Origin of the sequence: Marinitoga aeolica, assembly GCF_029910535.1 — a bacterium.
Taxonomy (GTDB): domain Bacteria; phylum Thermotogota; class Thermotogae; order Petrotogales; family Petrotogaceae; genus Marinitoga; species Marinitoga aeolica.
On record NZ_CP069362.1, the window covers coordinates 440,513 to 466,620 of the forward strand.

The 26,108-nt window shown below is 27.9% G+C and carries 23 protein-coding genes and 1 tRNA gene; 7 read left to right on the forward strand and 17 right to left on the reverse strand.

Annotated elements, in window-relative coordinates; genetic code table 11:
- Nucleotides 1-26: 26 nt before the first annotated feature.
- The 6 genes from fusA to JRV97_RS02135 all read right to left on the reverse strand — a co-directional run bounded on the left by fusA (nucleotide 27) and on the right by JRV97_RS02135 (nucleotide 6,371).
- Nucleotides 27-2,105 (reverse strand): elongation factor G, encoded by a 2,079-nt coding sequence (fusA, locus tag JRV97_RS02110; RefSeq protein ID WP_280999774.1) that lies wholly within the window; start codon nucleotides 2,103-2,105, stop codon nucleotides 27-29.
- Between the two features lie 20 nt (nucleotides 2,106-2,125).
- On the reverse strand, nucleotides 2,126-2,593 hold the full coding sequence (gene rpsG / locus JRV97_RS02115; protein ID WP_280999775.1) for a 30S ribosomal protein S7: 468 nt from the start codon (nucleotides 2,591-2,593) through the stop codon (nucleotides 2,126-2,128).
- A gap of 12 nt (nucleotides 2,594-2,605) precedes the next feature.
- Nucleotides 2,606-2,980, reverse strand: a complete 375-nt coding sequence (gene rpsL / locus JRV97_RS02120; RefSeq protein ID WP_047265792.1) for a 30S ribosomal protein S12 — start codon at nucleotides 2,978-2,980, stop codon at nucleotides 2,606-2,608.
- A gap of 316 nt (nucleotides 2,981-3,296) precedes the next feature.
- The gene (locus JRV97_RS02125) at nucleotides 3,297-4,475 is read right to left on the reverse strand and encodes a vWA domain-containing protein (protein WP_280999776.1); all 1,179 of its coding nucleotides are present in this window, start codon (nucleotides 4,473-4,475) and stop codon (nucleotides 3,297-3,299) included.
- Complete coding sequence (locus tag JRV97_RS02130) at nucleotides 4,463-5,035, reverse strand: hypothetical protein (RefSeq protein WP_280999777.1); 573 nt, start codon at nucleotides 5,033-5,035, stop codon at nucleotides 4,463-4,465. The genes JRV97_RS02125 and JRV97_RS02130 overlap by 13 nt, the downstream gene beginning before the upstream one ends.
- Nucleotides 5,019-6,371 carry an MFS transporter gene (locus JRV97_RS02135; RefSeq protein WP_280999778.1) on the reverse strand — a complete coding sequence of 451 codons (1,353 nt, stop codon included), beginning with the start codon at nucleotides 6,369-6,371 and terminating at the stop codon, nucleotides 5,019-5,021. Before JRV97_RS02135 ends, JRV97_RS02130 begins: the two co-directional genes overlap by 17 nt.
- Before the next feature lie 271 nt (nucleotides 6,372-6,642).
- Between JRV97_RS02135 and pulA the strand changes: the two genes are divergently transcribed.
- Nucleotides 6,643-9,240 (forward strand): type I pullulanase, encoded by a 2,598-nt coding sequence (gene pulA, locus JRV97_RS02140; protein ID WP_280999779.1) that lies wholly within the window; start codon nucleotides 6,643-6,645, stop codon nucleotides 9,238-9,240.
- A gap of 280 nt (nucleotides 9,241-9,520) precedes the next feature.
- On the opposite strand, the gene JRV97_RS02145 is transcribed toward pulA, so the two are convergent.
- Nucleotides 9,521-9,595: transfer RNA gene (locus JRV97_RS02145), tRNA-Gln, on the reverse strand.
- Between the two features lie 108 nt (nucleotides 9,596-9,703).
- Here JRV97_RS02145 and JRV97_RS02150 point away from each other — a divergent pair.
- From JRV97_RS02150 to JRV97_RS02175, 6 genes are all read left to right on the forward strand, one after another.
- Complete coding sequence (locus JRV97_RS02150) at nucleotides 9,704-11,359, forward strand: nucleoside kinase (RefSeq protein ID WP_280999780.1); 1,656 nt, start codon at nucleotides 9,704-9,706, stop codon at nucleotides 11,357-11,359.
- Nucleotides 11,360-11,411: 52 nt separating this feature from the next.
- Complete coding sequence (locus JRV97_RS02155) at nucleotides 11,412-12,659, forward strand: S41 family peptidase (RefSeq protein ID WP_280999781.1); 1,248 nt, start codon at nucleotides 11,412-11,414, stop codon at nucleotides 12,657-12,659.
- A 1-nt stretch (nucleotide 12,660) separates the two neighbouring features.
- Nucleotides 12,661-13,356, forward strand: a complete 696-nt coding sequence (locus tag JRV97_RS02160; RefSeq protein ID WP_280999782.1) for a hypothetical protein — start codon at nucleotides 12,661-12,663, stop codon at nucleotides 13,354-13,356.
- Nucleotides 13,356-13,781 carry a hypothetical protein gene (locus JRV97_RS02165; protein ID WP_280999783.1) on the forward strand — a complete coding sequence of 142 codons (426 nt, stop codon included), beginning with the start codon at nucleotides 13,356-13,358 and terminating at the stop codon, nucleotides 13,779-13,781. Before JRV97_RS02160 ends, JRV97_RS02165 begins: the two co-directional genes overlap by 1 nt.
- A gap of 4 nt (nucleotides 13,782-13,785) precedes the next feature.
- On the forward strand, nucleotides 13,786-16,143 hold the full coding sequence (locus JRV97_RS02170; protein ID WP_280999784.1) for an efflux RND transporter permease subunit: 2,358 nt from the start codon (nucleotides 13,786-13,788) through the stop codon (nucleotides 16,141-16,143).
- A gap of 221 nt (nucleotides 16,144-16,364) precedes the next feature.
- On the forward strand, nucleotides 16,365-18,086 hold the full coding sequence (locus tag JRV97_RS02175) for a hypothetical protein (RefSeq protein ID WP_280999785.1): 1,722 nt from the start codon (nucleotides 16,365-16,367) through the stop codon (nucleotides 18,084-18,086).
- A 13-nt stretch (nucleotides 18,087-18,099) separates the two neighbouring features.
- Here the strand turns inward: JRV97_RS02175 and JRV97_RS02180 are convergent, their stop codons facing one another.
- The 10 genes from JRV97_RS02180 to JRV97_RS02225 are packed head-to-tail and all read right to left on the reverse strand — an operon-like array spanning nucleotide 18,100 to nucleotide 26,107.
- Nucleotides 18,100-18,447: a (Fe-S)-binding protein gene (locus JRV97_RS02180; protein ID WP_280999786.1), complete on the reverse strand. Its 348-nt coding sequence runs from the start codon at nucleotides 18,445-18,447 to the stop codon at nucleotides 18,100-18,102.
- 13 nt (nucleotides 18,448-18,460) lie between these two features.
- Nucleotides 18,461-19,036, reverse strand: a complete 576-nt coding sequence (rsxA, locus tag JRV97_RS02185; RefSeq protein WP_280999787.1) for an electron transport complex subunit RsxA — start codon at nucleotides 19,034-19,036, stop codon at nucleotides 18,461-18,463.
- Nucleotides 19,033-19,650 (reverse strand): electron transport complex subunit RsxE, encoded by a 618-nt coding sequence (gene rsxE / locus JRV97_RS02190; protein WP_280999788.1) that lies wholly within the window; start codon nucleotides 19,648-19,650, stop codon nucleotides 19,033-19,035. Before rsxE ends, rsxA begins: the two co-directional genes overlap by 4 nt.
- Complete coding sequence (locus tag JRV97_RS02195; protein WP_280999789.1) at nucleotides 19,650-20,354, reverse strand: RnfABCDGE type electron transport complex subunit G; 705 nt, start codon at nucleotides 20,352-20,354, stop codon at nucleotides 19,650-19,652. Before JRV97_RS02195 ends, rsxE begins: the two co-directional genes overlap by 1 nt.
- On the reverse strand, nucleotides 20,351-21,334 hold the full coding sequence (locus tag JRV97_RS02200; protein ID WP_280999790.1) for an RnfABCDGE type electron transport complex subunit D: 984 nt from the start codon (nucleotides 21,332-21,334) through the stop codon (nucleotides 20,351-20,353). The genes JRV97_RS02195 and JRV97_RS02200 overlap by 4 nt, the downstream gene beginning before the upstream one ends.
- The gene (gene rsxC / locus JRV97_RS02205; RefSeq protein ID WP_280999791.1) at nucleotides 21,331-22,659 is read right to left on the reverse strand and encodes an electron transport complex subunit RsxC; all 1,329 of its coding nucleotides are present in this window, start codon (nucleotides 22,657-22,659) and stop codon (nucleotides 21,331-21,333) included. Before rsxC ends, JRV97_RS02200 begins: the two co-directional genes overlap by 4 nt.
- A 13-nt stretch (nucleotides 22,660-22,672) precedes the next feature.
- Nucleotides 22,673-23,557: a radical SAM protein gene (locus JRV97_RS02210; RefSeq protein WP_280999792.1), complete on the reverse strand. Its 885-nt coding sequence runs from the start codon at nucleotides 23,555-23,557 to the stop codon at nucleotides 22,673-22,675.
- Between the two features lies 1 nt (nucleotide 23,558).
- On the reverse strand, nucleotides 23,559-23,822 hold the full coding sequence (locus tag JRV97_RS02215; protein ID WP_280999793.1) for a hypothetical protein: 264 nt from the start codon (nucleotides 23,820-23,822) through the stop codon (nucleotides 23,559-23,561).
- Nucleotides 23,822-24,850: a DUF4899 domain-containing protein gene (locus JRV97_RS02220; protein WP_280999794.1), complete on the reverse strand. Its 1,029-nt coding sequence runs from the start codon at nucleotides 24,848-24,850 to the stop codon at nucleotides 23,822-23,824. The genes JRV97_RS02215 and JRV97_RS02220 overlap by 1 nt, the downstream gene beginning before the upstream one ends.
- 12 nt (nucleotides 24,851-24,862) lie before the next feature.
- A complete protein-coding gene (locus JRV97_RS02225; RefSeq protein WP_280999795.1) occupies nucleotides 24,863-26,107 on the reverse strand; it encodes a glucose-1-phosphate adenylyltransferase in 1,245 nt (414 codons plus the stop codon).
- Nucleotide 26,108: the final 1 nt, after the last annotated feature.

Here is a 26,108-nt window from a genome sequence, read left to right on the forward strand (position 1 = left end):
CCTCCTCTATCTTTTGTGATGCTTTATTATTTATTTATTATTTTCTCTGCTACTGAAGAAGGAACTTCTTCATAATGAGAGAATTGAATTGATTGTGTAGCTCTACCTTGAGATAATGATCTTAACACTGTAGCATATCCAAATAATTCTGATAATGGAACCAATGAATGAATTAATCTTGTATTTGTATTTCCTACATTTTCAAATCCTTCGATTCTTCCTCTTCTTGAATTTAAATCAGCAATAATATCACCCATGTATTCTTCTGGCGTTGTGATATCAACTTTCATTATAGGTTCTAATAATACAGGATTTGCTTTTTTAGCTGCGTCTTTTAATGCCATAGAACCTGCAATTTTAAATGCCATTTCAGAAGAGTCAACTTCGTGATATGATCCATCGTATAATGTTGCTTTGATTCCAACCATTGGGTACCCTGCGAGAATACCTGATTGCATCGCTTCTCTTATACCAGCTTCAACAGCAGGGATATATTCCTTAGGAATTATACCACCAACGATCTTATCTTCAAATTCCAATACTTTTGTATTATCAATAGGTTCAATCTTAATCTTAACGTGACCATATTGACCTCTACCACCAGATTGTCTAATATATTTTGTTTCTACATCTGCTGTTCCCCTAATTGTTTCTCTATATGCAACTTGTGGCTGTCCTACTTTTACTCCAACTTTAAATTCTCTCTTTAATCTATCTACGATAATTTCTAAATGTAATTCTCCCATTCCAGAAAGAATTGTTTCTCCTGTTTCATGATCAAGTTTAACATTTAAACTTGGATCTTCTTCAGTTAGTGCTTGCAATGCTTTAGATAATTTAGCTTCATCATTCTTTGTTTCTGGTTCAATAGAAAGTGATATAACTGGTTCAGGAAATTCTAATTTTTCTAATACAATTTCTTCATTTTCATCCGTTAACGTATCACCTGTAGTTGTGTTTTTCAAACCAATTATAGCTACTATATCTCCTGCTCTGATATAATCTACTTCTTCTCTTTGATCTGAGTGCATGAATAATAATCTTGAAACTCTTTCTTTTTTGCCTTTTGTGCTATTTTTTACATAACTTCCTTTTTGTAATTTACCAGAATATACTCTAGCAAATGTTAATTTACCAACAAATGGATCTACCATAATTTTAAATGCCAAGGCGACAAAAGGACCATTTTCATCTGGATGTAGTTCCTTTACAAATTCACCAGTTCTTTCGTCATAAGCTTTAACAGGAGGTAAATCTAATGGTGATGGTAAATAATCTACTATTGCATCTAATACTGGTTGGACACCTTTATTTTTAAAGGATGTTCCACATACAACTGGAACAAATGCACCTTCTATAGTACCTTTCCTAATAGCAGCTTTAATTTTATCTTCAGGAATTTCTTCACCTTCAAAGAATAATTCCATAATTTCTTCATCATATTCTGAAATAGCCGTGATTAAATCTTCTCTATATTGCTCTGCTTTTGCTATTAAATCTTCTGGTATATCCCTATATTCATATTGTGCTCCATCTTCACTAATCCAATAAACTGCTTTCATTTTTACTAAATCAACAACACCTTCAAAATCTGCTTCAGCCCCAATTGGAATTTGTAGTGGTAATGGATTAGTACCTAATTTATCAATCATTGTTTGAACTGCGTTATAAAAGTCTGCCCCAAGTTTGTCCATTTTGTTCATATAAGCAACTCTTGGAACATGATATCTGTCTGCTTGTCTCCAAACAGTTTCTGATTGTGGTTCAACACCAACTTGAGCGTCAAATACCGCAACTGCACCATCTAATACTCTTAATGCTCTTTCAACTTCAACTGTAAAATCCACGTGACCGGGTGTATCAATGATATTAATCCTATGATCTCTCCAGAAACATGTCGTAGCAGCTGAAGTAATTGTAATACCTCTTTCTTTCTCTTGTTCCATCCAGTCCATTGTAGCAGTTCCGTCATCAACAGAACCTAATTTATGTTTTTTACCTGTATAGAACAAAATCCTTTCTGTAGTTGTCGTTTTACCCGCATCTATGTGTGCAATAATTCCTATATTTCTTGTTTTATTTAAAGCATATAACCGCTCTTTCAAAACAATCCCTCCTCAAAAAATTACCAGCGGTAATGTGCAAAAGCCTTATTGGCTTCAGCCATTTTATGTACATCGTCTCTTTTCTTAACTGCTGCACCAACACCATTATAAGCATCGATTAATTCTTGAGCTAATTTTTCTTTCATTGGTCTTCCAGATTTATCTCTAGCAGCTTTAACAATCCATCTCAAAGCCAAAGAAATAGCTCTATCCTCTGGAACTTCAAATGGTACCTGGTAAGTAGCACCACCCACCCTTCTTGGTCTGACTTCTATTAATGGTCTAACATTTTCAACTGCTTGATGATAAACTTCTAATGGATCTTTTTCTAATTTTTCTTTAATTATGTCAAATGCACCATATACAATTGATTGTGCAACAGTTTTTTTACCGTCTTTCATAATTCTAACAACTAATTTAGAAACCAAAGTATCATTATATATTGGATCAGGAGTTACTGGTCTCTTTGAAGCCCTTCTTCTTCTCATTTATTTACCTCCTTACTTCTTAGGTCTTTTTGTTCCATATTTACTTCTGCTTTGTTTTCTTCCTTCTACACCAGCTGTATCTAATGTACCTCTAATTATTTTATATCTTACACCTGGCAAGTCTTTAACCCTTCCACCTCTTATTAATACGTTTGAGTGTTCTTGTAGGTTGTGGCCTTCACCTGGAATATATGCTGTAACTTCAATTCCATTTGAAAGTCTTACCCTGGCTATCTTTCTCAAAGCCGAATTAGGTTTTTTAGGTGTCATAGTTGAAACCCTTACACATACTCCTCTTTTTTGAGGATTGCTTTGCAACGCTGGTGACTTTGATTTTTTCTTGATTTGCTTTCTTCCGTATCTTACAAGTTGATTTATAGTTGGCATAGTATTTTCTATTCCTCCTTTCAATATTTTAAAAAATACCAAGTGTATTTTACCGCAGGTCATTTTAATTTTCAATTAAAATGTTGTGATAATTTTGTGAAGTTACAGGTATGTTAAGTCGTATTTTTCGCATAATATCAATATTTTAAGACAATGCATATTTCCCTATTTTTTCTAAATAGCTTTATTAGACCATTTTAGTTTTTTTAATATAAAAAATCTTTTCTTATATATTCTATTTTACCCGTTTTATACAAAAATAGCTTTATTATTTTGTTACGATATAATACACGGTTTTGGGTGTTCTGTTAAAAAACTACAAAACTATTGTTGAATTTTTTCCATAAACTTCTTCTGCACTCGTTTTAAATTCATTATTATAATTTTTACTTAAAACAAATAACACCCTTCTTTTGACCACAGGCAAATCAACATATCCATCAGTAAATATTATTACTCCTTCTGGTCTGATATTTTCTTCTAAATACTCTATGGCTGGTTCCAAATCTGTATTTCCTTTTCCTTTAATTTCTATATTCTTCCAATCTCCTTGTCCATATCTTAAAATATTTTGAATGCTATTATCTATTTGAACAATATAAATCCTTGAATCATATATTTTTGCAATTTTTTCAATTTCAGAAAAAAATGCAGAATATTCTTCTTCTATTATCGAACCACTTGTATCAATTATTATTGCAATTTTTGGTCCAAACAAACTTCTCCATCCAGGTTGATTATCATATCTTCTATTTGGTCTCAACGGTGTCCTATACTTTTCAATAACTATCGAATTACCAAAAAATCTTCTTACTAGATCCTTCCAATTTTTTTGAGACTTTGATATTAGCAATGAAATCGGAATTTCAAGACCTGATGGAAGATCACCTTTAGACTTTTCATAAGCTTCACTTATAACCTCACTGACAAGGTCTGTAACTATTTCCTCCATCATTTCAAAATTACCAAAATCATCATGTGAATCAACTCTGTTTTCCTCAATTAATTCAAGATCTGCTTTATTTGATTTTTCATAAAATTCTAATATCCATTTATAGTATTCTTCAGCTGTTTTATTTATATAATTCATTGGAGGTCCAACAAACATATTTTCATTATCAGTGCCACATCCTTCATCAAGTAGTACATCAAGTGGGACGGAAAATGCATCTAATTCCTTAATTTGCTGATTAATTGCTGCATCCATCGCAAGATTCCATATTTTTCTATCTTTTTTATCTTTTGCTTTTATAAAAATATGGCCATGAATAATATGAAAAATCTCATGTTTTAATATTGCTTTAGCAAAAATAACTCCTCGTGCTTTTAATCTTCTCGGATTGTATAATATTTTAAAACGTCCTGATTTTGATATTGTAAGTTTTATAGTTCTTACATTCTCTGTAGGGATATTATCAAAATACATTTTTAAGTAATTATAAAATATACTTTCTTTACCCAATTCTATCCACGCTTTTTCAATTATATCCTCCATTTTAACACCTCAATTATTTCATTCAAATCTATACGCATATCTGGCTTTGAAGCTATGTTATTATTATAATATTTATAATTTTCGGTTACATCTTTTATGATTTTTATATTTTCTTTTTTTAATTCATTTAAAAAATCTTCAACATTATACTCTTTTATTTCTTTCATTTCTATTTCTAAAAGATTTTTTTCATCTATATTATAATGTAACCCTTCTATTTTTACAAATTCATCTATCACTATTTCCGGATTTTCTTTAATAACATATCTTATTTTTATTACCATTTTCTTATCAAATAATATATTTATATCTCTCGGTATATAATTCCTCTCTTTCTCGATTTTTTTATGAGGTATTTTTGTATTAGCTTTATATGCATAATTCCATTTTTTTATTATTTTATTATTTTTCTTTATTAATTGTAATCTTACTCTTTCTATTTCATTTTCTTCCGATCTTAAATACCATTGTATTATTCCTATTTTTTTTATACTCTTATTTTTTAATTTTTCAGCTTCTTCAGTATCTATAATATATTTTCTTTCAATTTCTATTGACATTTCTTGCCTCCATTTTTCTTCTTCTGGGTTTTAATATTTTCAAATAGACCGGCAAATGAACTTCCCTTCTTTTAAATAACGATGGATTTGACAATAACCAGCTCTTATATCTAATTGGCTTTTCATATGCTTCAACACTTGTTAAATGCAATAATGCATATATTCGTAATAAAAAACCAGCTAATATTAAAAATTGTATTCCATGATATTTATCACCTAATATATAAAATGTTTTATCTTTTAATATATTCCCAAAAAAACCTCCAATATTTGAAGCTATTATTGCTGTTATTCCTGAAACTAAGGCATATGATCCTATATAATTTTCTGCTGGTTCAGAAACTGTTTCAAGCAACAAATTAAAAAAAGTGAGATTTATTGCAGACCACGCAAAAGCTGAAAATATACCATCCAATAATATTAAACTTCTAAAATTGGAATCTGTCATTACAAAATATAGCAATGGAGCTATTGTTGCTAATGAAATTCCTATCATTAGAATATTTTTATTTCCATATTTATCACTTAATCTGCCATAAAATGGGTATAATCCTAATGTAATTAAACCAGAAACTACACTTATATTACCCAAAAATCTAGTATTCACCCCTAAAATTGCTAATTGAAAATAAGAAAAATATGGTCTTGTCAATTCTATAGCAAAGGTCCATATACCAACAAATATTAAAAATGTTTGAAATTTTTCGTCATAAAATGGTTTTTTTAAACTTATTTTAGGTACAAATTCTGTAATTTCTGGAATTTTATGAAAAACAAAAAGAATTATTGTAATAACAGAAAACATTGCCGCTAAAGATGAAACTAGCAATATGCCCATTTTTTTATCTGGAAAATCCAGAAATTGAGCATATAAAAATGTAGCCAATATCCCAACCGCAGATGCAAATACATTCCTCAAACCAAAATATTTACCTCTTTTTTCAAATGGAACCAATTCTCTCATGGCTGATGTCCATATATTACTTATAAATGTTCCAAAGAATGCATATACTATCATTATTGATACAAATATCCATGAATTATTTAAATCAAATAAAACTGCAAAAGGCAATAAAACTAAAGCTCCTCTTCCAATAATTGCTACAACAATAAGACTATTTTTCCTTCCTTTAAATAATTTATACCAAAAAGGTGTAAAAATTTGAAACATTTGCGAAAATACAGGAAAAGAAGAAACAATAGATATTTGAAATGGATTTGCATTAAAATACAATGCAATAGAAATTATTATAAAAGTCTGTGTTGCCACAAAAAAAGCGTTAAAAAACATTCCTTCAAATATTGATAATTTTAATGTTGTACTCAACTTTTCCACTGACAACACCACCTTTTCAGTATACTTGATTATATCATATTATTTCTTAAATATATATATACATGATGTTTAAAAAGTTCATATAAAATGAAGAATTATATCTTACTAAATAGTTTTAATTATTTTATGAAGATTTTGATACTTTAATATATATAATCTTATATATTTAATTTTTATTTGACTTAATAACTATTATTATTATTTTTATTTATTATGTAAATAGTTATAATAAATATGGTAAAAATTAAAATACAGATGAGGAGGAAATTTTATGAAAAAGAAAAGTTTATTAGTTTTAATTTTATTAATTATTTCCACTATTCTTTTGTCCGCTTTTCCATCTTACAGTGTAGGGAAAACAGCTGAGGATTTTGGAGGAAAAACTGTTTTGATTTTACATTATCATAGGTTTGATGGAAATTATAACGGTTGGAATTTATGGGTTTGGCCACATAAACCACAATCATTAGAAGGACATGCTTATCAATTCACTGGGAAAGATGCATTTGGCCCTTATGCCATCATTACTTTTGATGAAAAATATACAGAACTGGGATATATTGTAAGATTAAATGAATGGCAGGCAAAGGATGTATCAAAAGATAGATTTATAAAAATTCCAAAAAATGGAATTGCAGAAATTTGGGTAATTACAAGCGTTGAAGAACCATATACAGATCCTAATAATATCGATATAAGTCCAAGAATCCTAAGTGCTATTATGGATTCTTCTACAGAAATAAAGGTAAGTTTAACCACTCCTTTTGACACTAAAAATTGGAAAGGGAAGGTTGATGTTTTTGCTGATAATAAAAAATTAGAAATTAAAAATGTCGAAAAATTAGATCCTACAGACATTTCAAAAACAACTAAAATTAAAATTATTCTTAATTCACCTTTTAAAGATGTTGATAAAATCGTAAAAATTAGCATTTCTGGTTATGTAGAAAATACCGCTATTATGAGAAACATTTTAAATGATTTTTATTATAGCGGAGATGACTTAGGAATCACTTATAAAAAAGATTCTATCACATTTAAAGTATGGTCTCCTGTTTCAAAAACTGCTGAAGTATTATTGTATAAAAATTATACTTCAACAACTCCAGATAAAATATATAAAATGGAAAAATCTAAAGATGGGGTATGGAGTTCAACTATTAAAGGCAATTTTAAAGGCTGGTTTTATAAATACAAATTTTATTCATATGGTAAATATAGAGAAACTGTAGATCCTTATTCTATAGCTGTTTCTGTTAATTCTGAAAAATCTGCTATTATTGATTTAAAAGATACAAATCCAGAAAATTGGAATAATGATATAAAACCTCCTTTCATAAATCCAGAAGATGCTATTATTTATGAAATTCATGTAAAAGATTTTACAATTAATAAAAATTCTGGCGTTGAAGATAAATATAGAGGAAAATATCTTGGTTTAGTCCAGGAAAATACTACAGGTCCTAATGGAGTAAAAACAGGACTTTCACATTTAAAAGAATTAGGAGTAACTCATGTTCATATTATGCCTATTCAAGATATTTATTTTATAGATGAAACAAAATTTAAAGAGCAATATGGATGGGGATATGATCCAAAATTATATAATGTACCAGATGGTTTTTACTCTATTAATCCTTTTGATCCAAATTCAAGAATTAAAGAAGTAAAGGAAATGATAAAAAAGTTCCACAAAAACGGTATTAGAGTTATTCTTGATGTTGTATATAATCATACTGCCGTTGTAGGTGAAGGATCTGCTTTTGATCAAACAGTGCCTTATTATTATTATAGAACTGATGATACCGGACATTATACAAACGGCTCAGGTGTTGGAAATGAGATTGCTACAGAAAGACCAATGGTTAGAAAATTTATTGTAGATTCAGTAAAATATTGGGTAAAAGAATATCACGTTGATGGATTTAGATTCGATTTAATGGGATTGATAGATAAAGAAACAATGAATGAAATTACCAAAGAACTTCATAAAATAGACCCATCAATATTATTATATGGTGAACCTTGGACTGGTGGAGGAAAATTATTATTTGGTAAAGGTGACCAAAAAAATATGCATATCGCTATGTTTAATGATGATTTCAGAAATGCAATTAGAGGTAGTGTTTTTAATGCTAAAGTAAAAGGGTTTGGATTGGGTTCTTTAGGTAAGGAAATTAAAATAAAAAGAGGAGTGGTTGGATCTATTGAATATAATTCAAGAATAAGACTCTGGGCAAGCGATCCAGAAGAAACTATAAACTATGTTTCAAATCATGATAATCATACTTTATGGGACAAAAATGCTTTAGCTTTAGGCTATAAGCCATGGGAAGGGAAAATACCTCAAAACATCGAAGAAAAATTGAAGAAAGCTCAGAAATTTTCAAATGCTATTATTTTAACCTCTCAAGGAATCGCATTTTTACATGGTGGTGTTGATTTTGCAAGAACAAAAATGGGAAATGATAATCCGTATAACAAAGAAACTCCTAATGTTTTTGACTGGTCTAGAAAAGAGAAATATTATGATATTTTTGAATATTATAAAGGATTAATTGAATTAAGAAAATCCCATCCTGCATTTAGAATGACAAATGCTGACATGATAAAATCTCATTTAGAATTTTTAGAAACTCCGAAAAAAAGAATGGTTGCTTTTATTATTAAAGGATATGCAAACAATGATTCATGGAAAAATATTCTCGTTATATATAATGCAAATTCTTCAAAAGTTACTTTTAACTTACCTGATGGTACATGGAATATTGTTGTCAATGATAAAAGTGCTGGAACAAAAATAATAAAAACTACTGAAAATAAAATAATTTTAGAACCATTAAGTGCCTATGTTTTGTATCAACAATAAACTTATTCAAATGCTTTATTATTAATCAAAAATCCCTCATAGTTTTATGAGGGATTTTTGTTTGTAGTCAATGTATAAAATATTATTCTTGCTGGTTGAGAAATATGTAATTTCTCTGAAACTTCAGTCATATGTCGACAATAGGCTAATTCTCTAAAATATTTCAATTGTAAAAGGTCCATTTTCTCATTCCTATATTAAAAAATAAAATTTTATGATATAATTACACTGCAGCAAATTTCTGTTAAACAATAACAAAAAAGCCGGCATTCGCCGGCTCTGGCTGGGGCGGATGGATTCGAACCACCGAATAACGGAGCCAAAATCCGCCGCCTTACCGCTTGGCCACGCCCCAATCACAGTAACTATTATATCATATTTTTTACATTTGTCAATACCTTCATTGTTTCTGAAATCAAATAAGATTATTACAAAAAAATAAAATTTAGAAGGAGGAATCAATATGAGATACGAATTGAAATTAAATGATGAAATTATATATGTAGAAAAAGGGAAAAGATATATAGACGTTATAAAAGAGATTCAAAAAACACATTCTCTCCCCATATTAGCAGTTAAGCATAATAATAATATTAAAGAATTAAATAAGTATATTGAAGATTCAGGAAATGTGGAAATAATTGATACTTCTACGTTAGATGGATTTAGAATTTATCAAAGAGGTGTATTATATTTATTATATATGGCTTTAAAAGATTTATATCCAGAGGATAAATTATATGTTCATCATTCTATAGGAAATGGCCTTTATTGTGAATTAAGAAATGGAAAACCTTCACAAAAAAAACTTGAAAATTTAAAGAAGAAAATGTTAGAATATGTAGAAAGAGATTTACCTTTTGAAAAATCAACCGTGAGTAAGTTTAGAGCAATAAAAATGTTTGAAAATGTAGATTTACAGGATAAATCTGATTTATTCAAATACAGAAAAAAAGATAAGGTTAATATATATATATGTGATAAATATTTTAATTACTTTTACGGTTATATGCCTCCGTCCACTGGCTATATATGCAAATTTGATTTAAAAGATGTAGACGACGGTTTTGTAGTATTGCATCCCACTCCACAGGTCCCTGATAAGGTACCAGAATACAAACATTACCCAAAACTTTCTTTTACTTTTAATGAATATAAAGAATGGTTAAAAATATTAGAAGTTAGTACAGTAGGAGAATTGAACGAATTAATTACTAAAGGGCCAAATGAAGTTATAGAATTAATAAGGGTATCAGAGGCTTTGCATGAAAAGAAATATGCCCAAATTGCTGATGAAATTATCAAAAGAAAAAATGTTAAAATAGTATTGATTGCTGGGCCATCATCTTCTGGAAAAACAACATCTGCAAAAAGATTAGCTCTTCAATTAAAGGTAAACGGCTTAAAACCTATACCTATTTCTTTAGATGATTATTTTGTTGATAGAGAAAAAACACCAAAAGACGAAAATGGAAATTATGATTTTGAATCAATATATGCTTTAAATTTAGAACTTTTCAATACTCATTTACAAAAGTTATTAAAAGGTGAGGAAATTGAACTTCCAAAATTCGATTTTGTACATGGCAAAAGTTTAAAAAGCGGTAAAAAGATAAAAATTGATGATAATCAAATATTAATAATTGAAGGAATTCATGGCTTAAACGAAATATTAACTGAAAGCATTCCAAAAGAATTTAAATATAAAATCTATGTTAGCGCCTTAACTCAAATGAATCTTGATGCTATGAATAGAATTACAACAACCGATACAAGACTAATAAGAAGAATCGTAAGAGATTTCAAATTCAGAGGACATTCTGCACTTGCAACACTAAAAATGTGGCCTAATGTTCGTAAAGGAGAAGATAGAAATATATTTCCTTATCAGGAAGAAGCAGATGTTATGTTTAACTCAAATTTAATTTATGAACTTTCGGTACTAAAGATATTTGCTGAACCATTATTATTATCTGTCACAAATGAAAACAAAGAATATTCTGAAGCAAAAAGATTATTAAAATTTCTTGATTATTTCTTACCAATAACAGAATTAGAAGAAATTCCAAGAAAATCAATTATTAGAGAATTTATCGGAAGAAGCACTTTTAAATATTAAGTATTATTAAAAAATAGTATTAAAACTCAAATATATGAAGGGAGCGATTTTTTTGAACAAAAGGCTAAAGAATATCGTTGTAGTATTACTCATTATTTTTTCATTTGTATTATTGTGGGCAAATACTAATAATCAAAAAGACGTTGAAAAACTATATTTAGAAAAATTTCAAAACCCTATTTACACACTTCTTTATTATATCAATAATATTTATTACGAAAAAGATAAAGTCGATTATGATAAAGTCCTTGACTCTACTTTAAACGGTTTAGTTGAGGGATTAAATGATCCGTTTGCATGGTATTTAGACTCTCAACAGGTAACTGAAAGTAAAATAGAAGAATCAGGTGAATATGGAGGTTTAGGAATATTAGTAAGTTATGATTCAAAACTTAAAGCTGTCAGAATAATTAGTCCTATGATTGGAACTCCTGCATATGAAGCTGGTCTGCAAGCTGATGATTTAATCATAAGTGTTGATGGATCTCCTGTATCAGAAATTGGTTATATTGGAGCGGTAAATAAGATGCGCGGGAAACCTGGTTCAACTGTACAAATTGAAGTTTTTAGAGATGGTTGGGATGAACCTAAGAAAATAACGCTTGTAAGGGAAAAAATAGAAACTGTTACTGCAAAATATAAAGTTTTTAATAGTGATAATTATAAGATAGGATATATAAAACTTACAAATTTCGGAGAAAAAAGCGCTTCTGAAATGCAAAAAGCATTAAAGGCTATTGAAAAAGAAAATGTTAATGGAATTATTCTGGACCTTAGAAATAACCCTGGTGGATTTTTAAACGTTGCTATTGATATCGCAAGTATGTTTATAAAAGATAAAACAATAGTTACTGTAAGATATTTTGATGGATCCCAAGAAGTTATAAAACCTAAAACATATGAACATTTTGATTTTTTAGATAAATTACCAATTGTACTTTTAGTAAATAAATCTTCAGCTTCAGCATCTGAAATTTTAACTGGTGCATTAAAGGATAATAAGATAGCTACTGTAATAGGAAAAACCACATATGGTAAAGCTGCAGTTCAAAGACCTATTCCTTTGGATAATGGTGGAGAGGTTTGGTTACCTATAGGACACTATTTTACACCTGCTGGCCATGATATCCACTTGAAAGGAATAAAACCTGATATTGTTGTAGAAAATCCAAAAAAAGAAATTAAGAATGTTGAACAAATGGAAGCTAAAAACACGACAACTTTTGAAGCAGTTATTGATTTAGAAAATGATTTACAATTATTAAAAGCTATTGAAGTTTTGAAGATGGGAGGAAAATAAATTGAGAATATATGGAATGGTAATAGTATTTTCTATTACCATTCTTTTATTAAGTATTATTATATATTATTTATTTGGAACAAATGATATAAAAACTGTTATCAGAGAGCCAATTCCTTCATACTCTATAAAAAACTATCATAATGACATAAAAAATGATATAATCTCAATGATTAATGAATCCAAAAATTTATCGAGGATATTTTTTGTTATTAAAGACCTTGGAGTTTTTATTGGGAAAATACATATAAATTATTCCAATAATCATATTTCTATTGCTGTAGTTAATAATGAAATATATGATGAATTAAAAACTACATTAAAATCGTTTGATTCAACATTAAAAGAATATAAGGAAAAACTAACTTTTTATGGTCTTCAATTAAATAAAAATATTGCTTATTCAAAAAATTTTACATTGATAAATTATCCAACAATTGCCGTAACTAATTTATCGAAGTTAACTTTAAAGGAATTGAGCTTTTTAAAACTAAAATATTTTGTTATGGATAAAGAAAATTATAAGCCGTATTCTTTTAAAACCGAAATTCTTGAAAAATTAAAAAAAGAAAACGGTATTATTCTGGATTCTAATATTCTGAATAATCCTGGCGTTCGTCCACTTTTAAATGTGTTTGTGGAATTGGGAATAAATGTAATTTATGATATGAAAGTTTATACTGGAGGAATACATTAATGTTTAATAATATATTCAAAATTCTTTTTTTACCCCATAAAATTAAAAATATCAAGTATGATACAATCTTTATTGGTTTTATTATATTATTTTATTTTTGGTTTTCACCATTTTTCAAATATATTTCTTTATATGCTTTTATTTTAAAAAGCATTGTTTTGATATTTTTCATATTCATTAATAATGTTTTAAGATCATTTTTTTACTCCATAAATGATTTTAGAATAATTTTCCCATATTATATGCTTTCTCTCTCACCTATTTTATTATTAGGTTTTTTTTCATTTTTTAATTATTATTTAGTAATTCCACTTATATGGATAGAATTATTAAAGGGATATAAAGATTTTAAAAATAAAAATTTTTATGCTTTAGTTATAGGAACTTTTATAGATATATTAATATACATTATATTGTGGAGATGAAATCATGAAAAAAAGATATTTAATAATCTCTGAATTTCTTACAAAAAATTATAAATGGTTATTAATATTATTCTTTATATTATCTTTTGGTATTATATATAATTTAAAAAACTTAAAAATAAATTCTGATCTTTTGGAATTACTTCCAAAAGATGATCCTATTGCTATTTCATATAAAAAGGAATTAGCCCAACAATCAGAATCTGAAGTAATGATTGTTGCTTTTTATATAAACAATAACATTGATCATAAAAAATTAGCTTTGGACTTTTATACCAGAATGAAAGCTTTGCCAGAATTTAAAGATTTAGCAAAAACAGATGTTTCTTTATTATTGTCCTATGGATTTTTAAATGTTTCTAATTCAAGATTAATTGACGAATTAATGAATAATATAAAAGATACATTTAATGCTTTTTCAGATATTAATCCTTATGATTTTAAATCATTTGAATATATTAATGATACTATATATTTATTAGATAAATTAAACAAAAATTTTGAAAGTTCTAAAGAAACTGATCCTATGTTGGGTTACTACACTTTATCACCAGATAAAAAAATTATGGTAATGGGGGTTACATTTAAAGAGCCTACTTCAAATCTTGCTTTTGTAAATAAAATTATACCTAAAGTAAAAAGAGTCTTAGCCTCTATAAATCAAGACTATTCTATAAAAACAGGGCTAACTGGAGCTTACATATATTCATATGAAGCTAATAAAACTGTTTCTTTTGATTTTTCCATTACCACATATTTATCTATTATATTGATTATTATTATTTTCTACATCACATTTGGAAATATAATTACTACAATTTTGGTTTTTGTTAGTTTATTAATTTCTGTAGGGGTTACTTTAGGATTATCTACCATCGTATTTAAAGAATTTAACATATTAACTTCTTTTGTTGCAGCTATAACATTAGGTTTGGGTATAGATTATGGAATTCACATTACAAGTCGTTTGATCACGGAATTTAAAGAAAGAAAAAATTACATTGAAGCATTAGCTATAACCTATGAAACAGTATTGATACCCGTTATTTTCGGTGTACTAACAACAATATTTGTATTTTTATCTTTAATATTCATGAAATTACCTGCATTTACACAAATGGCTTTAATTAGTAGTATTGGATTATTTGTTTTTGCAATAATAATGATATTTATTACGCCTATTACATTTTATCCATTTAGAAATATTATTCTTAAAACATATAGGGAAAATAAAATTAATATCTGGTTTCAAAAACTCGGGAGATGGATTCCTAAACGTAGAAAATTTATTTTAACCTTTCTTTCATTTTTTGTTATCGTTTTTTCTATATTTGGTATAATTAATTTTTCTAATTTTTCATATACTCCTCCCGGACTTGCTCCAACAAATGCGGAAAGTACAAAAGTTTTCAAAGATATTGCAAACCATTTTGGTACATCTTTATTCAATGAGATGCAATTTATTGTTAGAATAGATGAAGATTCAAAAAAAATAATCGAGGATTTAAAAAAATCTCCATATGTCTCTAAAGTGGAAAGTTATTTGGATATATTGAAAAAGCAATTAGGGGATTTCGAAAAACTAAAGATTAAAACTAAGGAAATATCTGAATTAGTAAATGACCCGTTTGCTGTTGCAGTTTTAAAAAAGTATGGAATTTATTCAGAAACTTTGAAAATTATAGACTTAGCTACCAAATCAAAAAACGAAAAAGATTTTATAGTAGGAATAACCGAATTAATACCTGAAAATTTAAGAAAAAACATTTTAATTAATAAAGATGGTAAGGATTATTTTATTGTATATGTCACCCCTTCTATTGATTTAAATTCAAATAATGGTATGAAATATTTTTTTGACTCTTTGAATAAATATTTGAATCGTTTTTTAGGTAATAAAAAAGCATTATATAAATTGATGTATATTATTGAAAGCAGATTTTATTATGTAATATTATTTTCAGTATTTATGATAGGTATACTCACATTTTTTTCAAGAAAGTCGCTTAAAGAAACTATAATATCTATATTTGGATTAATATTCACAAATTTATCAGCTTTTGGAGTTATTTACTTTCTTGACATTAAAGCAACATTTTTAACGATAATTTCACTCCCCTTAATATTTGGAATAGGGGTTGATGGTTATATACATATTTTCCATGCTATTGACGAAGATAAGGTTCATTACTGGCATACATTAAAAGCCACTACATTATCTTTTTTAACCACAATATCATCTTTCATTACTTTTCAGTTATCGCGTGGAGAATTACTCAAACAGTTCAGTTTAACTATGGTTCTGGGAATTTCTATAGTATGGGCTATGACAGTTTTACTTATTCCATCATTGAAAAAATGAAATTTACATAACTACCTTTTTTGTTACGTTTGAAAATTCACAATTAATATTCAAGTATTGAAAAGTAACATTTATTTTTGTATACTATTGTTGTAAAAAGAAAATCCCCCTATCCCCCCCTGAAATAGATGGATAGACATTTAGCGGATCCGTTGGATCCGTTTTTTTTATTTGTGTTATAATTTAAATATATATATTAGTTTAGTCTTTGAGGTGAAAATATGAAAAATTCATTCAAACAACTTATGCTTATTTATTTATTCATTGTATTGTCTTTCATTTCATTAATCTTCCTGATAAAAATAGACATTGATAATTATGAACAAAAAAATTTGAAAAATTATCTAAAAAATACAATATTTCAATTGGATGAAAAAGTAAAGAAAAATATCGAGCATTATATAAATTATCAGAAGTTTACATTTAAGCCATTTAAGTTAGCCATATATCAAAACGATAAGATTATATATTCTGATTTTAAGAATATTAATGATAATAATTTCTTCTATAGTGAAATTGAAATAAAAAATAAGAAATATATTTATACCTATAGTCTACTTGAATATATTGATTATCTTAATTTAATTTCAAATAGTAATATAATTTTAAAATACAATAATAAATTATTTTTTAAAAACAATTTTTATACAAATTCCTCTGATTCTATTAAATCAGCAATTCAAATCTTTATCCCCTATAAAAAAATGTTGTTTTATATTGTTCCAGATAAAAATTTAAATATATTATTTATGGATAAATTATCTTTATATATTATTGTTAATTCTATACTATTTTTTATTCTATTTCTGATTTTGAAAAAAAATTATTTTTATTCTATAAAAGATCTTAATTTAATATTAAATTCTATTAATGGAAATAATAAAAAGAATATTAAATTAAATACAGATATTGGTATTTCTTTAAAAGAAAAAATAGACAATATAATTAACACCTTAAAAAACAAAGAAAATAAAATTTCCGAATTAAAAATTCATATTAAACAAATAGAAAATAAGAATAATTCTTTGATAAATGATCTTATTTTTTCCATTAATACCCCTATTCAAAATCTTATTAATTCTTTAAATATAAAGCTATCAAAGGATATAGAAAAAAGCTTAATAATAAAAAATATTTCTGAGATTAATTATTTAATGGAAGAATTTAAAAATGCTTTTTTCTTCAGCTCAGATAAATTTGTGCAAAATTGTTTTGAGTTTTTTGATATAAATAAATTTCATAGTGAACTTGTTTACTTTTTATCTTTTTATCTTAGTAAAAAAACAGTTAATATAAAGAAGCATATGAATATAAAAAACTCTATTGTTTTTTCGAATAAAGATAAACTATATAAAGTATTATATAAAATACTAACGCTTATTCTTAAAGAAAAAGAAAGCGGAAATATTATTATCTCTTACTCTTTAATAAAAAGCGGCGTATTAGAAGTTAAGATAATTGACAAAGATAATATTTTTAATGATTATATCTTATTATTAAACAAACAAATTCCCCTGGACAAAACAGATATAAAATTATATGATATTATGTTAATTAAGAAATATATAAAAGATTTAAAAGGAATTATATTTTTGAACCAAAATGATTCTGATTTAATCATTAAAATTGAAATTTCCGTGGATTATATAGACTTTATAAAGAATTATGATCTTAATAATCTTAAAAATTTATACTTAACAAAATTAATTGAAAGCGAATATACAGTAAGTCAAGCAAATAAATATATTAAAGAAATAATTGCTTTATCTATTGACGTATTAAATAATTTTAACCCTGATAAAATAAATATATTAAAGAATTATCTGATTAAAAATGATTTCCATATATTTTATAATTGGATAAATTTTATAATAGAATATAAAGATGATTCAAATGTTGCTGTTTTCAAAAATCTATTAATAGAAAAATTAAGGAGCTTATAAGCTCCTTAATTTTTTAAAATTTCTCTTTTATTTTATCTGGATCTTCTCCAATTTCTTCCCAGATTTTATTTAATTCATCATCTGACATTTTTGATAACTTTGTCAATTTTTCAGGTACTCCTTGCCTTTTTCCAGGTAAACATCCATCTGCTTTTACTTCCCCATTAACAAAACCTTTTGCAAATCCTGAACATCCAGGATATCCACAAGCTCCACAATTTATCCCAGGTAGCAAGTTTTCTGCAAAAACTACTCTAACATCTTCTTTTACTTCAAATTTCTTTTCCGCAAAAGCTAAAAAAGCTCCAGCTGAAAAACCTAATATTGCAAGTAATATTACTGCATTTATAACTATAGACATAAAAACTCCTCCCTTATATTTTTATGAGACCAGAGAATCCCATAAAAGCCATTGATAGCAATCCAGCAGTAATCAAAGCAATAGCTGTACCTTTAAATGGCTCAGGAACATCATAATAATCCATTCTCTCTCTAATAGCAGAAAAAATTATTAAAGCCATACCAAAACCAAATCCTGCACCTAATGAATTTATAATAGTTTCCATTAATGTATATTTATTCATTACATTAATTAAAGCTAAACCTAAAATAGCACAATTGGTCGTGATTAATGGTAGATAAATCCCTAAAGCTTCATATAAGTTTGGTGAAACCTTTTTAATATAGAATTCTATAAATTGAACTAACGTTGCTATAACCAATATAAATACTATTGTTGTTAAAAATTCTAACCCCATTTTCACTAATAATAAGTTTAAAAACCAGGTTATGATACTGGATAAAACCATAACAAATATAACAGCCATTGACATTCCTGAAGCAGAACTTATCTTTTTTGAAACACCTAAAAACGGACATATACCCAAAAATTTTGATAAAACAAAATTATTTACTAGAATTGCTGAAAGAAATATGAAAAATAGCTTCATTTCTTCTCACCAGCCTTTGCCTTATTTCTATTATGTATTCCAATCGTATTAAACATTGCTAGTAACATACCTAATACTAAAAATGCTCCTGGTGGAAGTATCATAACATATAATTTCATTGCGTCTCCCCAGATAGGTAATCCAAAGATTGTACCATTTCCTAATAATTCCCTAACTGATCCCAATAATATTAATGAACCTGTAAAACCTAATCCCATACCTAAAGCATCATATATAGAATCTAATACACTATTTTTTGAAGCAAACGATTCAGCTCTTCCCAAAATTATACAGTTAACAACTATCAATGGAATAAATAGTCCTAAAGTCTTCCATAAATCATATGTATATCCGTGCATTAACAAATCAACCATTGTAACAAATGAAGCAATAACTACTATGTAAATAGGAATTCTTATATTTTTAGGTACCAATTTTTTTATTAATGATACTACTATATTAGATAAAATCAAAACAGCTAATGTTGCTAACCCCATCCCTAAAGCATTTTCTGCATTTGTTGTTGTAGCAAGTGTTGGACACATACCCAAAACCTGTATGAAAGTAGGATTTTGCTGGAACAATCCTGCTTTTAAATTTTTTATATCAGCCATTATTGAATCACCCCTTTGGATTTGAGGTATTCAAACCCTACATTTATTGAATTTGCAACAGCTCTTGGCGTAATTGTTGCACCTGTCATTATATCACTTGTTTGAACTATACCTTTTTCTTTTCCTTCTTTTATTTGTTCTGGTGTACTTAAAATAACTCCTGCATCTTTATTTACTTTTACACCATTAATTAATCCTTTATAAGAAATTGGATAGAATCTTTCTTTCACCTTTTCTTCAGCAATATTAGCCCCTAAACCTGGTGTCTCTTGAGAATATGAGATTACTTCCAAATTATTAAAATATAATTCTTTATCTTTCACAAAAGATACTACAGAAATAACTTCTCCACCAAAACCTATACTTGATACTGTTAAAATATATATTTCCTGACCTTTTGAATTTACATATTTATATACTGGAGAATAAACCTTCGATTTCCCATTGGAATAAACCACACCATTTTCATTAGAGTCCCAAATAGCTGAACTTAATTCTTTTGATGATGTTGGAATATCTTTTTGATCTATTAATAACCCTTCACCTCTAGAATCTTGTAAAACTTTTTTAATAGCCTTTAATTTAGCCTGTAATTCAGCATTATCAATAGCTGGTTTAGTTGATACATATACTAAAGAGACAATAAACCCTGAAATTACAATAAATAACATCAATATAAATCCTGTTTTCATGTATTCTTTCATTTTTTACCACCTCTTGTTGTACCAAAAATACGTGGTTTTGCGTATATATCAATCAATGGGACAAATGCGTTCATAATTAAGATTGAGAAAGATACACCTTCTGGATATCCTCCAAAAAGTCTGATTGTCATTGTAATTAATCCCAAACCTAACCCGAATATAATTTGACCTTTAACAGTCATAGGACTGGTTACCATATCTGTAGCCATGAATAAAGCACCTAACATTAATCCACCTGCAAATAAGTGGAATAATGGTGATGCATATTTTGTTGGATCAGCTAAATAAAAAATTGATGAAATTACAAATACTGTTGAAATATAAGTTATAGGAATCCAGATTTTTATTCTTCCCCTAAGAACTAAATATATAAAACCTATTATTAATGCCAATGCACTCACTTCACCTATAGAACCTGGTACTGTTCCTATAAATAAAGTTTTTAAATTAATAGGATAATCTGGCCAATTAGCCAAAGTTGAAACACCTTTTTCCTTCAAAATAGCTAAAGGTGTAGCTGTTGTAATAGTATCATATTTAAAATAAAATGGCCTATACCAAGTTGTCATAGCAACAGGGAAGGATATTAACATAAAAACCCTTCCAACTAATGCGGGATTAAATACATTTTTACCTAAACCACCGTATACATGTTTTCCCAATACAATAGCAGCAAATGTTCCTATAAGAATTTGCCACCAATTTACTGCTAAACTCAGATTCATAGCCAATAACAATCCTGTAACTGATGCACTAAAATCTGGTTTAAAATTCTTTTGCTTTCTTAAAACTTTCATTATGAATAATTCCATACCTTCTGCTAAAAGCATGGTGTAGAGCATGATCCAGAAAGCTCTCCATCCAAATACCCATGTAGAAACTATAAACGATGGTATGAGGGCGATTAATACATCTACCATCACAGCTCTTACGCTATCTTTAGATCTCAAATGTGGTGCAGCTGCAACATTCAACTTCATTTTTTTGCCCTCCCTTTTAAAGCTCTTGCTACCTTTTTGCCAGTTTTAAATGTTTTTACTAATTCAATCCCTGCAGGACATGCATAAGAACATGATCCACATTCTATACAATCCATTAATCCATATTCTAAAGCTTTGTCATATTCTCTCTTTTCTACTTGCATTTTTAATAAATATGGCATTAAATTTATTGGACATACCTGAACACATTTAGAACATCTAATACATGGATATAACTCTTTTTTAGGTGCTACTTCCTTTGTCATTACAGTTAAAGCGTTATTCCCTTTAAATGTTGGCAATTCAATATTAGGTAGTGGTATTCCCATCATTGGACCACCATATAAAATTCTATCTATTTTTTCTTCTTCAACTAATCCAACATGTTCTAACAAATCTTTCGCTAAAGTACCTATTCTGTATATAAAATTACCAGGATTTTTTACGCCTTCGCCTGTTAATGTAATACCTCTTTCTACTAAAGGTTTCCCTTTTTCAACAGCCTCATATATTGCATATGTTGTTGAAACATTAAAAACTATTGCTCCAACATCTAATGGTAATCCTCCAGATGGAACTTCTTTTTTTGTAACTGCATATATTAATTGCTTTTCTGCTCCTTGTGGATACTTTGTCTTTAACACTTTAACTTCTATTGGTTCTCCAGATACAGCTTCTTTCATTTTTTCTATTGCATCTGGCTTGTTACTCTCAATACCAATATAAGCTTTTTTAACTCCTGTTGCATGCATAATAATTTTTATACCTTTAACGATTTCTTTAGACCTTTCCAACATCATTCTATGGTCTATTGTGATATATGGTTCACATTCGGCAGCATTTATTATTAAATATTCTGCTTTTTTACCCTCTGGAATTGACATTTTTACATGTGATGGAAACATAGCTCCACCCAAACCAACTATTCCAGCTTCTTTTACAATTTCAACTATTTCTTTTGGCGATTTTTTTGTATAATCACCATGATTTTGAATTAACTCCCATTCATCTTCTCCTGTTCTTTGAATAACGATTACATCATTTTTCATTCCTGTTGCTGCATTAGTCATCTTAGTGATTTCTACTACCTCACCAGTCACAGAAGAATGAATATTTGCGGAAATAAAACCATTTGCTTCTCCTATTTTTTGCCCGGTTTTTACCTTCTGACCAGGCTCTACTAAAATTTTTGCTGGTGCTCCTATGTGGTTTGTAGTATAAATATATACTTTTTCTGGCAATGGCAAAACCTTAATTTCTTTATGTTCTGCCAATTCCTTCTTTTCAGGCGGATGAACTCCTCCCTTAAAAGTTAATAGAGCCATTTCCTTCCTCCTTTCAATATTTCCTCTTTTGTGGTACATTATATAATACTTTATTTGGTTTTTCATTATAATATGGTCTGGTGCAATAACTACATCCACTTGTTTTAATTGCTTCTTCCACCGATATTTCTACATCTGGTAATTTTATCAAAACACCATTAATAAAACCAAAATCATTTTTACTTACATCATATTTTTCTATTATTTCTCTTGCAAATTGTATCTTTCTGTACCTTTCCAATGAAGGAGGCTTCACATTTTCAAATTCCGTTCCTTTGATTGGTGTGAACGAAAATAAAGAAACTAAAATATTATACTTTTTCATTTCAAGCATTAAGTTTACCAATTCTTCATCAGTTTCACCCAAACCAACTATTATATGTGTTGTTATTTTACCTGGATATTTTTTTGAAGATTCTATTAAAATGCTAAAGAGAGAGTCAAAACTCCCCCCTCTTATTTTAGAAAATAATTCTTTACTTGCAGAATCTATTGATATCCCCAGATTATCTATATCATATTTAAATATCTCATCTACTTCTTCCATATTTTTTGGTCGTAAGGATACCGCTTTTAAAACATTTAATCCTTTTATTTCACACAAAAAATTCTTTAAATTTTCAAAATAATTTTCAGAGTTTACCACTTGAATGCAGAATCTCTTAAACGGGTTATTTTCTTTTACTTTTGACATAAATTCAATTAATGAATATTCTGGCCATTTAATTCTCGACAAGTAGTCCTTATCCGATTTAGCTTCTCTAGCTTGAGCACAAAAACTACAATTATATATGCACTTTTCTCCTAACATTAAATAAGCTGTTGGCATTTCAAATTGAATTTTTCCCTTTTTAAGACCTAACAAAACAGCTGTCGCGTATGATAATTTAACTTTCATTTTATTCCTCCTGAATAATAACCCCTTCTATATTATCATCAAAGGTAATTTTTATCAATGTTGCTGAATTAGTATTATAAATAATCTCCTCACTATAATTTTTATTATACAAACTATTTTCTATTTTATTTATTTCTTCCAGATCTTTCTTAAATACATTTTTTCTATATATTGCATTTATATATAGATAATTTATCATAACTAAGTTAAATACAATACCTATAATTATTAAAGAAATTATTAAAATTAGGGAATGTATATTCATTAAAATACTCCTAACCAAATTCCCAATAAGATTGCTCCTATTATTAATCCTATAGATAATCCAAAAATAATTAATATATCACTACTTTTTACTTTATTTTCTGGAAGATTTGCCTCTCTTTTTAATCCTGCAATAGAATCTTTTAATATATCCCCTATTATTTTATCTTCCGGAGGATTAAAATATTCTTCTCTTTTCCTATGCATTTCTTCTATTTTATTGGAATCTACCATCATTTTTAAATTTTTTGATATAACAGCTTTGCCTATAATACCACTTCCAAGATCCATTTTTATAAAATAATAATCAGTTCCAGGAATTAACTCTTTAGCTATTAATTTAGATTCTATTGGTAAAAGATTTTTCCCACTTTCATCAAATTTATCTGGATAAAGTTCTTTTAATCTATTTAAATTTGCGGGCTCTACTGGATCTATAATCAATGAATAAACCGGATCTCCAACATCAAGATTATTTATAGTCATACCATTTAATGGATCTGAAAGGGGTAATACTTCAGGAGAGGATAATACGTCAACCCTATTTAGATAAGATTTTTCTTTTTCACTAAAACTTCTATTTTGCGTCATCAACCATACTAAATCCTGATAAGTTAATTTTTCCGCAACTATTCTTAAATTAACTTCTCCTTCCCATTCCTCAAAGATTTCAGATAATATAGCTTTTATTATAGCCACATCTGAGTCCCTTACGCCTAAAAACATTTTTGCATTTATTATTTCAGCACCATAACGTTTTATAGTAGATTGAACAAAAGCTAAAAATTGTTTATTTAAATCTAATACAGTCGAATCTTTTATAGCTGTATAATATAATTCTTCTAATTTAGATTTATATTCAATATAAGACAAATTTATATCTGGTAATTCAAATTTTGGGAGTTTTGATTTAGGTATAGATAAAACTTTATATTCAGGAGTTCCTTTTTGTTTTCCAAACATGTAACCTACTATTACTTCAGCTGTTAATGAAGATGTTGCAAAAAACTTCACAGCATAAAAATCCATTGTTCCGCCTCCCTAAATTATATACCCTCCAGAAGGTATATCACCTGTAAACTCTCTTATATAATTTCCTATAATGACATTTTTCCCAATATTTATATTTGACGGAATTTTCACATTAAATCCTATTAAAGTTATCTCAGTATTATAAACCTTTTTATTAAACTCGTTTTCTTTAAATTCCCCTACTCCTATTTTTACATTTTCACCAATTTCAGTATTTTCACAAATTATAGCTTTATCAATATATGTTCCTTTTCTTATTACTGCCTTATTCATTATTACTGAATCTTTAATAATCGCTCCTTCTTCCACAACTACGCCCTGAAACAATACAGAGTTATAGACTTCCCCATATATTTCACAACCTTCACTAATTAAAGACCCGGATAAATTTGCTTCTTTTGATATAAAGGCTGGCGGTAATTCTTCTGATTGGGTATATATTTTCCAATTTACATCATGTATATTTAACATAGGCATTGGACCTAATAACTCAAGATTAGACTCCCAATAAGATTGTAATGTCCCAACATCTCTCCAATATCCTTCATAATTAAATGCATATAATTTATTTTTATTCTCTAACATTTTTGGAATAATATTCTTTCCAAAATCATGTTCAGAATTAGGATCTCTCGAATCTTCAATCAATAATTTTTTTAAAATTGGCCATGTGTATACATAAATACCCAAAGAAGCCAGGTTCCCTCTCGGTTCTGAAGGTTTTTCCTGAAATTCCATTATTTCACCAAAAGAATCTGTAACCATAATACCAAACCTATATGCTTCGCTTATTGGCACTTCCATACAGGCTATAGTAGCGTCTGCACCTTTTTCTATATGATAATCTATCATTTCATTATAATCCATTTTATATATATGATCACCAGACAATATTACAACAAAATCCGGATCATAACTATCAATATATTCTATATTTTGATAAATAGCATCTGCTGTTCCTTTATACCACGATTGATCGGTATTGCTTACATATGGAGGTAGAATAGTTAATCCTCCAGATTTTATATCAAGATCCCATGGTTTACCTATACCAAGATGTTTATTTAATACATGTGGTCTATACTGAGTTAAGACTCCTACATTATATATTCCTGAATTAACACAATTACTCAAAGCAAAATCTATTATTCTGTACTTACCGCCATACGGAACTGCCGGTTTTGCAAGATATTCAGTAATAGCTCCAAGTCTGGTTCCCTGACCGCCTGCTAATATTAAAGCTACAACATTCATT